General features: G+C 74.5%; 6 protein-coding genes and 2 pseudogenes. 3 read left to right on the top strand and 5 right to left on the bottom strand.

From position 1 onward, the window contains the following. Positions 1 to 170, bottom strand: a pseudogene (locus EAO71_RS38635) (hydantoinase/oxoprolinase N-terminal domain-containing protein); the annotation flags it as partial. Here EAO71_RS38635 and EAO71_RS07775 point away from each other — a divergent pair. Next, positions 147 to 3,635 (top strand): annotated as a pseudogene (locus EAO71_RS07775) (hydantoinase B/oxoprolinase family protein); the annotation flags it as partial. The pseudogenes EAO71_RS38635 and EAO71_RS07775 overlap by 24 nt on opposite strands. Before the next feature lie 54 nt (positions 3,636 to 3,689). Here the strand turns inward: EAO71_RS07775 and EAO71_RS07770 are convergent. The 4 genes from EAO71_RS07770 to EAO71_RS07755 form a co-directional block, all read right to left on the bottom strand. Continuing rightward, complete coding sequence (locus tag EAO71_RS07770) at positions 3,690 to 4,553, bottom strand: 5-oxoprolinase subunit C family protein (RefSeq protein WP_147977037.1); 864 nt, start codon at positions 4,551 to 4,553, stop codon at positions 3,690 to 3,692. Continuing rightward, positions 4,550 to 5,176: a 5-oxoprolinase subunit B family protein gene (locus EAO71_RS07765; protein ID WP_147977036.1), complete on the bottom strand. Its 627-nt coding sequence runs from the start codon at positions 5,174 to 5,176 to the stop codon at positions 4,550 to 4,552. The genes EAO71_RS07770 and EAO71_RS07765 overlap by 4 nt, the downstream gene beginning before the upstream one ends. Beyond that, on the bottom strand, positions 5,173 to 5,943 hold the full coding sequence (locus EAO71_RS07760) for a LamB/YcsF family protein (RefSeq protein WP_147979168.1): 771 nt from the start codon (positions 5,941 to 5,943) through the stop codon (positions 5,173 to 5,175). The genes EAO71_RS07765 and EAO71_RS07760 overlap by 4 nt, the downstream gene beginning before the upstream one ends. 245 nt (positions 5,944 to 6,188) lie before the next feature. Further along, the gene (locus tag EAO71_RS07755; protein ID WP_187282600.1) at positions 6,189 to 7,469 is read right to left on the bottom strand and encodes an MFS transporter; all 1,281 of its coding nucleotides are present in this window, start codon (positions 7,467 to 7,469) and stop codon (positions 6,189 to 6,191) included. Positions 7,470 to 7,633: 164 nt separating this feature from the next. On the opposite strand from EAO71_RS07755, the gene EAO71_RS07750 reads away from it, so the two are divergent. Together EAO71_RS07750 and EAO71_RS07745 are read left to right on the top strand one after the other, a co-directional pair. Then, positions 7,634 to 8,332 (top strand): GntR family transcriptional regulator, encoded by a 699-nt coding sequence (locus tag EAO71_RS07750; RefSeq protein WP_147977035.1) that lies wholly within the window; start codon positions 7,634 to 7,636, stop codon positions 8,330 to 8,332. Positions 8,333 to 8,589: 257 nt separating this feature from the next. Continuing rightward, entirely contained in the window at positions 8,590 to 10,116 is a 1,527-nt protein-coding gene (locus EAO71_RS07745) for a hypothetical protein (protein WP_147977034.1), read from the top strand. Positions 10,117 to 10,663 lie beyond the last annotated feature (547 nt).

Genomic DNA, 10,663 nt, shown 5'->3' with positions numbered 1-10,663 from the left:
TTGATCAGCGGACTGACCTCGTGGGAGCTGCTGACCTGGGGGAAGCCGAGGGCGCGGGCGAGGGCGGCGACGCGGACCTCGTGCTCGGGGTGCCGGTAGCCGTGCAGGAGGACGACGGCGGCGGACCGGAAGCCGTCGCGGTACGCGGCCTCGAGCCCGGCGGCGACGGCGTCCTCGTCGAGCGGATCGACGTCGTCAAGATGGGCACGACCGTCGCCACGAACGCGCTTCTGGAACGGCGGGGCGAGCCGACCGTCCTCCTCGTCACGGAGGGCTTCCGGGACGCGCTGCGCATCGCCTACCAGAACCGGCCCCGGCTCTTCGACCGCCACATCGTGCTCCCGGAGGCCGTCCACGAGCGGGTGATCGAGGTCCCCGAGCGCGTCGACGCCCACGGCCGTCTCCTGCGACCGCTCGACGAGGACGCCGTCGCCGCCGGGCTCGAGGCCGCGTACCGCGACGGCTTCCGGTCCGCCGCCGTCGTCCTCCTGCACGGCTACCGGCACCCCGAGCACGAGGTCCGCGTCGCCGCCCTCGCCCGCGCCCTCGGCTTCCCCCAGGTCAGCAGCTCCCACGAGGTCAGTCCGCTGATCAAGCTCGTGCCGCGCGGCGACACCACCGTCGTCGACGCGTACCTCTCGCCGATCCTCCGACGCTACGTCGACCAGGTGGCCGGCGAACTCGCCGGCGTACGGCTGATGTTCATGCAGTCCAACGGCGGCCTGCGGGAGGCCGCCCACTTCCGCGGCAAGGACGCGGTCCTGTCCGGTCCGGCCGGCGGCGTCGTCGGCATGGCCCGCACCGCGCACCGCGCGGGCTTCGACCGCGTCATCGGCTTCGACATGGGCGGCACCTCCACCGACGTGTCCCACTACGCCGGCGCGTTCGAACGCGAACTGGGCACCCAGGTCGCCGGGGTGCGGATGCGGGCCCCCATGATGAGCATCCACACCGTCGCCGCGGGCGGCGGCTCCGTCCTCCACTACGACGGGCGGCGCTACCGCGTCGGCCCCGACTCCGCCGGCGCCGTACCCGGCCCCGCCTGCTACCGCCGCGGCGGGCCGCTCACCGTCACCGACGCCAACGTGATGCTCGGCCGCGTCCAGCCCGCCCACTTCCCCGCCGTGTTCGGTCCCCGCGGTGACCAGCCCCTCGACCCCGACGTCGTACGGGAGAGGTTCACCGCGCTCGCCGAGCGGGTCGGCGGCGGACGCACCCCCGAGGAGGTCGCCGCCGGCTTCCTGGAGATCGCCGTCCTCAACATGGCGAACGCCGTCAAGAAGATCTCCGTCGAACGCGGCCACGACGTCACCCGGTACGCCCTCACCAGCTTCGGCGGCGCCGGCGGTCAGCACGCCTGCGCCGTCGCCGACGCGCTCGGCATCGACACCGTCCTCGTCCCCCCGCTCGCCGGCGTCCTGTCCGCCTACGGCATCGGCCTCGCCGACGCCACGGCCATGCGCGAACAGTCCGTCGAGGCCGAACTCGCCGCCCCCGGCACCCCCGAGCGGGTGGCGGAGCTCTGCGCCGGACTCGCCGACCGGACCCGGGCGGAACTGCGCGAGGACCGGCTGCCGGACTCCGCGATCACCACCCGCGCGCGCGTCCTGCTGCGCTACGCCGGGACGGACGCGAGCCTTCCGGTGGACCTCGGCCCGCCCGCGGACATGACGGCCGCGTTCACCGCGGCCCACCGCGCGCGCTACGCCTTCACCATGGACAAGCCCCTCGTCGTCGAGGCCGTCTCGGTCGAGGCCGTCGGACGCGCCGGGCCGCACGGCCCGGTGGCGGCCGATCCCGGGGACAGGCGGGACGCCCCGGTACCGCGGGCCACCGTCCGCGCCTACAGCGGCGGCGAGCCCGCGGACACTCCGCTGTACCGGCGCGAGGAACTGCGCCCGGGCGACGCCGTGGACGGGCCGGCGATCCTCGCCGAGGCCGACGCCACCACCGTCGTCGACCCCGGCTGGCGCGCGGAGGCCGGCGACGACGGCCGCCTCGTCCTCGCCCGCGTCCGGCCCCGTCCGGCCCGCGTCGCCGTCGGCACGGACGTCGACCCGGTCCTGCTGGAGGTCTTCAACAACCTCTTCATGGCGATCGCCGAGCAGATGGGCGTCCGCCTGGAGAACACCGCCCACTCCGTCAACATCAAGGAACGCCTGGACTTCTCCTGCGCCCTGTTCGACGCCGAGGGCAACCTCATCGCCAACGCCCCCCACATCCCCGTCCACCTCGGCTCCATGGGCGAGTCCATCAAGGAGGTGCTGCGCCGGGGCGGCGACCGGCTCCGCCCCGGCGACGTGTACGCGATCAACGACCCGTACCACGGCGGGACCCATCTCCCCGACGTCACGGTGGTGACACCGGTCCACGACGACGCGGGGGAGAAGCTCCTCTTCCTCGTCGCCTCCCGCGGCCACCACGCCGAGATCGGCGGCATCACCCCCGGCTCCATGCCCGCCTTCAGCCGGACCGTCCACGAGGAGGGCGTCCTCTTCGACGACTGGCTGCTGGTCCGCGACGGGCGGCTGCGCGAGGACGAGACCCGGGCCCTGCTCACCGGCGCGCCGTACCCCTCCCGCGACCCGGACACCAACCTCGCCGACCTGCGCGCCCAGATCGCCGCCAACGAGAAGGGCATCGAGGAACTGCGCCGCATGGTCGCCCAGTTCGGCCTCGACGTGGTCCACGCCTACATGCGGCACGTGCGGGCCAACGCCGAGGAGTCCGTCCGCCGGATCCTCGACGGGCTGCGGGACGGCGCGTACCGCTACGAGACCGACGACGGCGCCGTCATCCAGGTCGCCGTCCGGGTCGACCGCGAACGGCGGTCCGCCGTCATCGACTTCGCCGGCACGTCCCCGCAGCGGCCCGGCAACACCAACGCGCCGACGTCCGTGGTCATGGCCGCCGTCCTGTACGTCTTCCGAACCCTCGTCGACGAGGACATCCCCCTCAACAGCGGCTGCCTGGAACCACTGGAGGTCCGCGTCCCGCCCGGCTCGATGCTCGCCCCCGTCCACCCGGCCGCGACCGTCGCCGGCAACGTGGAGACCTCCCAGGCCGTCACCGGCGCCCTCTACGCCGCGCTCGGAGTCCAGGCCGAGGGCTCGGGCACGATGAACAACGTGACGTTCGGCAACTCCCGCGTCCAGTACTACGAGACGGTCGCGAGCGGCTCGGGCGCGGGCGACGGCTTCGACGGCGCCGACGCCGTCCAGACCCACATGACCAACTCCCGGCTCACCGACCCCGAGATCCTGGAGTGGCGCCACCCGGTCCGGGTGGACGCCTTCACCGTCCGCGAGGGAAGCGGCGGCCGCGGCCGCTGGTGCGGCGGCGCCGGCGTCGAACGCCGCCTCCGCTTCCTGGAGCCGATGACCGTGGCCCTGCTGACCGGCCACCGCCGGGTGCCGCCGTACGGCATGGCCGGCGGCGAGCCGGGCGCCCTCGGCGAGAACCTCGTGGAGCGCGCCGACGGCACCGTCGACCGGCTGCGGGGCGCCGACACGACCGACGTCGGCCCGGACGACGTGCTCGTGCTGCGCACCCCGGGCGGCGGCGGATACGGCCCGCCCGGGGCGGCCGCAGGCGAGCCGTCCCCGGGAGGCGGCTGCGCACCCCCCGAGGCGTGACCCGGGCCGCGCGCCGAGGCCGGTACGGCTGCCCGCGCCTGGGACGCCGGCCGCTCAGCGGACCGGGACGAACCGCACCGCCGTGCCCGGGACCGCCTGGGCCGCGGCCGCCAGGTCCCCTTCCCGGACGACCGCCACCACCGGATAGCCGCCCGTCGTCGGATGGTCCGCCAGGAAGACCACCGGACGGCCGTCCGGTGGCACCTGGACGGCGCCCAGCACCATGCCCTCGCTGGGGAGTTCGCCGGTGACGGCCCGCTCCAGGGGCGGGCCCTCGGTCCGCAGCCCGATGCGGTTGCTCGCCGCGGAGACCCGGTAGGCGCGCGTGGCGAGGGTGCGCAGAGCGCCCGGCGTGAACCAGTCCTCGCGGGGGCCGAGCCGGACCCGCAGGACGAGTTCGTCCGGCGGGCCCGGCCACGGGGGAGTGTCGACCGACCCCCGTGCGGCCGTGTCCCCTCCCAGCGGCAGCACGGTCCCGTCCGCCAGCGGATCCGGGCCGAGCCCGGACAGCAGGTCGGTGGAGCGGCTGCCGAGTACCGGTTCGACGGCGATCCCGCCGCCGAACGCCACGTACGAGCGCAGGCCGCGCACGGCCGCGCCGACGTCGAGGACCGAACCGGCCCCGACCCGCACGGTCGTCCCCCACGCGGCCGGACGCCCGTCGACGGTGACCGGGCACGGCGCCCCGCCCACCGCGACCGTCACCGGGCAGCGGGGCCGCACGGCGCATCCGTCGACCGTGGTCTCCAGGACCGCCGCGTCCCGCGGGTTGCCGACGAGTCGGTTCACCAGCAGCGCGGCCCCCGGGTCGAGCGCGCCCGAGCGGGGTACGCCCAGCTGGGCGTACCCCGTCCGTCCCAGGTCCTGCACGGTGGTCAGGGCCCCGGCCCGTACGACCGCGAGAGCGCGATCGCTCATCGGCCCGCCGCCACGAAGCGCACCCGGGTGCCCGGCGCGAGGAGGGCGGCCGGTTCGCGGGACGCGTCCCACAGCACGGCGTCCGTCGAGCCGATCAACCGCCATCCGCCGGGAGACGACCGCGGGTACACGCCCGTGTACGGTCCCGCGAGCGCGACCGAACCGGCGGGCACGGAGGTACGGGGCGTGGCCCGCCGCGGCACCTCGTATCCCGCGCCGAGCCCCGTCAGGTACCCGAACCCCGGCGCGAACCCGCAGAAGGCGACGCGGAACTCGGCGGACGAGTGGATCCGGACCGCGGTCTCCACGGACACCCCCCACAGGCCGGCGACCTCGGCCAGGTCGGGACCGTCGTACCGGACCCGCACCTCGACCGCCTTCTCCACCCGCGCCCGGAGCGGCGGAACGGTCCACTCCCGCAGCTGCCCGGCCAGCAGGTCCGGGGACTCCACACCGTCGAGCAGCACCGTGCGCGCGGCCGGCACGATCTCCCGTACGGCGGGCAGCGCGCCCACTTCCCTGCGGCGCAGCAGCTCGGCGTGGAAGGCCTCGGTCTCGGCCCCGCTCGTCAGCTCCACGAGCAACGCCCGCTCGCCGACCCGGAACACCCGGCGCGCCTTCATGCGAACGCCTCCACCCGGACCCCGGTGGCCTCCAGCCGCGCCCGGACGCGCCGGGCCAGCCCGACCGCGCCCGGGGTGTCGCCGTGCAGGCAGAGGGAACGGGCCCGGACCTCGACCGTCTCGCCGCAGTGCGAGGTGACGACCCCGAACCGGGCCATGGACACCGAACGCTCCACCACCCGCGCCGGATCCGTGACGACGGCACCCTCCTGCCCCCGTGGCAGCAGGGTGCCCTCCGCCGTGTACGCCCGGTCGCCGAACGCCTCCGCGACGACCGGCAGACCGGCCTTCCCCGCGGCGGCGTGCAGCCGGGAGCCCGGCAGGCCGAGCACCGGCAACGGTTCGCCGCCGCCGCCGAGGAGCACTCCCTCGGCGACCGCCCCGGCCTGCTCCTCGTCGTGGACGACCCGGTTGTAGAGCGCGCCGTGAGGCTTGACGTAGGAGACCCGCGAGCCCGCCGCGCGGGCGAAGACCTCCAGCGCGCCGATCTGGTAGGCCACTTCGGCGGCCAGTTCGTCCGCCGGAACGTCCATCGAACGCCGGCCGAAGCCGGCCAGGTCGCGGTAGGAGACCTGGGCGCCGATCCGCACGCCGCGGGCCGCGGCCAGCTCGCACACGCGGCGCATGGTGGCCGCGTCCCCGGCGTGGAAGCCGCAGGCCACGTTGGCGCTGGTGACCACCGAGAGCAGCTGCTCGTCGTCGGTCAGCGTCCAGCGGCCGAAGCCCTCGCCGAGGTCGGCGTTGAGGTCGATCGAGGCATGGATCACGGGTCGTTCCCCTTCTTCCCCCGGTGGTGCGGGTGGTGGCCCGCCGGTCGTGCGGGCGGTGCGGACAGTGCGGGTGGTGCGGGTCGTGCGGGTGGTGCGGGTCGTGCGGGTGGTGCGGGTGGTGCGGGTGGTGCGGATCGTGCGGCGCGAGGGCGTTCCGGCGCCGTGGGATACGCCCTCGCCGTGCTCGCGCTGCTCGGCCTGCCCGAGACCCGGGGGAGGGAGCTGGTCTGAGGGCTGTCCCGTCATCCCCGGACGGCACCCGCGCGGGGCCGTTCCGGAGGTGGCACGGCGCCGAAGACCAGCGCGCCGCCGACGCCCCAGCTCTCGGCGAGGAAGCCGACGAGCGTGGGGAAGATGGCGCCGACCGCCCGCCCGGTGTTGTACGTGAACCCCTGCCCCGTGCCCCGGACCGCCGTCGGGTACAGCTCGGCGAGGAAGGAGCCGAAGCCGCTGAAGATCGCCGACATGCAGAAGCCCAGGGGGAAGCCCAGGAAGAGGATCAGGGTGTTCGCGCCCTCGGGAACGTGCGTGTAGACGAGGATGCACACCGCGGACAGCACGGCGAAGAGCGCGATGTTCTTCTTCCGGCCGAGCAGGTCGGTGAGAAGGCCTCCGGTCAGATAGCCGAGGAAGGCCCCGGAGATCAGGAAGGTCAGATAGCCGCCGGTGCCGACCACGGTCAGCCCCCGCTCGGTCTTCAGGAAGGTCGGGACCCAGGTGGCGAGGGTGTAGTAGCCGCCCTGGACACCCGTCGACAGCAGCACCGCGAACAGGGTGGTGCGCAGCAGCGGGGGTGTGAGGACGGTGGTGAAGGAGCCCCGTCCGGCGCCGGTGCGGCGCACCTCGGCGGCCTGAGGGGCGTCCTCGACGTTGCGCCGGACGTAGACGACCAGGAGAGCGGGCAGGGCCCCCGTCCAGAACATCACCCGCCAGGCGGTGTCCGCGTCGACGAACCGGAAGACCAGCGTGTAGACGATCACCGCGAGTGCCCAGCCGGCCGCCCAGGCGCTCTGGACGCCTCCGAGGGTACGGCCGCGGTGCTTCGCGGAGGCGTACTCGGCGACCAGGATCGCGCCGACCGCCCACTCGCCGCCGAAGCCCAGGCCCTGGAGGGCGCGGAAGACCAGCAGGGTCTCGTAGTTCGGCGCGAATCCGCAGAGCACGGTGAAGAACGCGTAGGTGGCGACCGTGATCATCAGGGCCTTCACCCGGCCGATGCGGTCGGCCAGAACGCCGGCCAGCGCGCCGCCGATCGCCGACACGACGAGGGTGACGGTGGTCAGGAGCCCGGTCTGGCCCTTGTCGAGGCCGAAGTAGGCGGCGATGGCCACCATCGACAACGGCAGCGTGAAGAAGTCGTAGGAGTCGAGGGCGTATCCGCCGAAGGCGCCGGCGAAGGCGCGCCAGCCGCGTGGCCCGAGGGCGCGCAGCCAGGCGAACACGCCTGTGTCGAGGGGCTTTTCGTCGTGAGTCTGCCGGTCGTTCCGCTGCTGGGTCTGCTCGTGGGGCTGGGTCCTGCTCAATCTGCACCTCGCAGAGGGGGAGGAGCGTGCCTGAGTGACGTACCGAAGAGCCGTGCGGTGTCGCTAACGTAGAGGATTGTTGAACGATCCGACAAGAGGCATGTTGTCTCGTCCTCGTTTGTGCGATTGACTCGGCCGCGGACGACGGAGGGAAACGGAACACCGTGGGCGGAATCGACGAACTGGCCGACGACCGGGCGCTGCTGGGGCGTACGAGCACGGCGGAGCGGGTGGCCGACATCCTGCGCACCCGGATCACCGAGGGGTTCTTCCCGCCGGGCACCCGCCTGTCGGAGGACAGCATCGGCGGCGCGCTCGGAGTGTCGCGCAACACACTGCGCGAGGCGTTCCGGCTGCTCACGCACGAGCGGCTGCTCGTCCACGAACTCAACCGGGGCGTCTTCGTCCGGGTGCTGGCCGTCGAGGACGTCGCCGACATCTACCGCACCCGGCGCCTCGTCGAATGCGCCGTCGTGCGTGGCCTGGGGGAGCCGCCGTACGCCCTGGAGGGCCTCGCCGAGGCCGTCCGGGAGGGCGAGGAGGCGGCCGGCGCGGCGGACTGGAACGGCGTCTCCACCGCCAACATCCACTTCCACCGCGAACTGGTCGCCCTGGCCGGCAGTGCCCGCACGGACGAACTGATGCGGGGCGTCCTCGCCGAACTCCGACTCGCCTTCCACACCGTGGACGACCCGCGCGGACTGCACGAGCCGTATCTCGTGCGCAACCGGGAGATCCTGAGCGCACTGCGTGCGGGCGAGCGGGCGACGGCGGAGCGGCTGCTCGCGCGCTACCTCGACGACTCGCGCACCCGGATCGTCGAGGTCTACGCCCGGGCGGTCGAGGAGCCGGACAGGCCCTGAGGCCGGCGGGGACGCGGCCGGCGAGCGAAGGCGTGGGCCGGACGATCCGGTTCCGGGATGCGTCGCCCTCGATCGGGGGACGCCCCGACGCACGGCGCGCGGCCCGCAGGAGACCGGTCCGGCCGGCGGCGGCTCCGGCCCCGGGGGTCCCTCCCGGCGTGCGCGGGCCGACGCGCAACCCTCCAGCTTGCCCGCTCCGACCGGTCGCATCTGCGCCGTTTCGACCGTTGTCTGTGCGAGGACCTAATCTGTGCTCCGTGACTTCGCCTGCCTCGACGGACTTCGTTCCGCCCCAGCTCAGCGCGGGGCCGCGGCCCGCGCCGGGCCCGGCCGCCGACGAAGGGCTCGCGCGGCGGCTTCGCGCGCTCGCGTGCACGGCGCCACTGCACGACCTGGACACCCGCAAGGCGAACCTCGCAGGGGAGTACTCGGTCTACGCGATGGCCGAGGTGGCACTCTCCGCCATCGACCTCGTCACCCTGAACATGGACTTCGACACGGGCGCCGACCACGAGCAGATCGTGGCCCGGCTGCTGCCCCGCGTCGCCGCCCAGGCCCCCGGCCGTGCCGTCGCCGAGCACGAGCGCGTCGCCCGCTGGGTCCTGGAGAACCTGATCAACGTCGGCAGCGTCGACCGCGGCTTCCGTGCCGTCTACGGCACCTTCGGCGCGGACGGCGTCTACACCCGCCGCGACTACGACTTCAAGCTGATCGAGGAGGTCCCCGGGTACGGCGGCGGCGTCTACCTGCGGACGACCGACGAGGCGGTCAACGTCCTCGTCGGCGCCCTCGACACCGACGTCACCAGCGCCCAGATCGCCGCCGAGGTGAAGCTGGAGGTGCTGATCAGCCGGGGCCGTCTCGCCGACGCCCAGCTCGCCGCCGAGCAGGCCCGGTACCGCACCGTGCAGTACGCCGAGACCCTCCGCAGGACCCTGGAGGCGACCCGGCGCAACGTCCGTGCCGTGGACTGGCTCAACGCCGTCCCCGACATGATCGCCGAGGCGCTGGACCACGTCGCCGACCGGTACCGCCACGAGAACGCGATCCTCACCAACATCCGCAAGGCCCGTGACGAGACCGAGGACCAGGAGCACAAGCGCCGTGCCGCCGAGCTCGTCGACATCGTCAAGGACTGCATCCGCCGCCACACGCAGCTCCAGTCCCGCCTCCTGGAGGCCGGACCGCTGTTCCGCGCCGAGCAGGACCGGCAGGCCTTCGCCGCGCCCACCTCGTACACCGGCATAGACCTGTACGGGCAGCTGGTCGCCCCGCTGCTGCCGCTCCCCGTCGAGCAGGCCGGCAGGGTCACGGACGCCTTCTTCGCCCGCGGCACGGGACTGCGCACCCCCGTGTCCGTGCGCGTGGGCGATCTGGTCGAGATGCTCCTCACACCGCCCGTCGAGCGGGAGCACCTCGGCGCGGAGATGCCCGAGCCCGACCTGATCGCCACGCCCGACGACAGCCGCTTCAGCGAGGAGCAGCTCGCGCAGGCGATGCGGCTGCTGGACCTGGAGCACGACGCGCCGCGCCGGCTCTCCGGGCTCCTCGCCGACGCCCGGCGCCTCGACCCGGACCTCCCGTACCTGGTCGCGCTGCTCGCCGTGCACGCCGCGAGCCCGCCGGTCGGCACGGCCTACCGGCAGGGCGAGGAGCGCCTGCTGTTCGCGGTCGACGACGGCACACAGCTCGACGACCCGGAGTTCGGCGGCGCCGACCTGATCGTCGGCACCGCCCTGCTCGACGCCGCCGGCATGGCCGCGGACCGCTCGGAGGCCTCATGACCACGCACGCCACACCCCCTCCCACGGGCGGGCACGACGAAGGCCTCCACGTCCGGCACGGGCCCGACGAGGGCCGACACGTCCGGGGCGGGCACGACGAGGGCCGACACGTCCGGCTCGGGCACGAGGAGGGCCGACACGTCCGGSACGGGCCCGACGAGGGCCTCCGCCTGCGGCGCGGCCCCCGTCGCCGCGGGCGTCGGGAGGCCGGCGGCAGCGGCATGTGCGGACGGGGCGCCCGGAAGTGCAGCGGCCCGGGGCTCGGTCCGCGACGCGGGCGGAGCGGGCGGCACGACGGCCGGCGGCTGTGCGCCATCGAGGGCGGCCGCGCCGGCCGCGCCCCCGGCGGGCGCGCCGTCGCGGAGGCCGGCGGAGGACGGCAGGGCCTCCTCCTCGGCACCGTGCGGGGTCGCGGGGGTGGCGTGCCRGCCCGTGGGAGGGGGTGTGAGGACGGTGGTGAAGGAGCCCCGTCCGGCGCCGGTGCGGCGCACCTCGGCGGCCTGAGGGGCGTCCTCGACGTTGCGCCGGACGTAGACGACCAGGAGAG

It is taken from the genome of Streptomyces sp. MS191 (assembly GCF_008042125.1).
GTDB lineage: Bacteria > Actinomycetota > Actinomycetes > Streptomycetales > Streptomycetaceae > Streptomyces.
The sequence above is the reverse complement of the archived record's forward strand: the minus strand, read 5'-3'. Positions and strand labels throughout refer to the sequence as shown.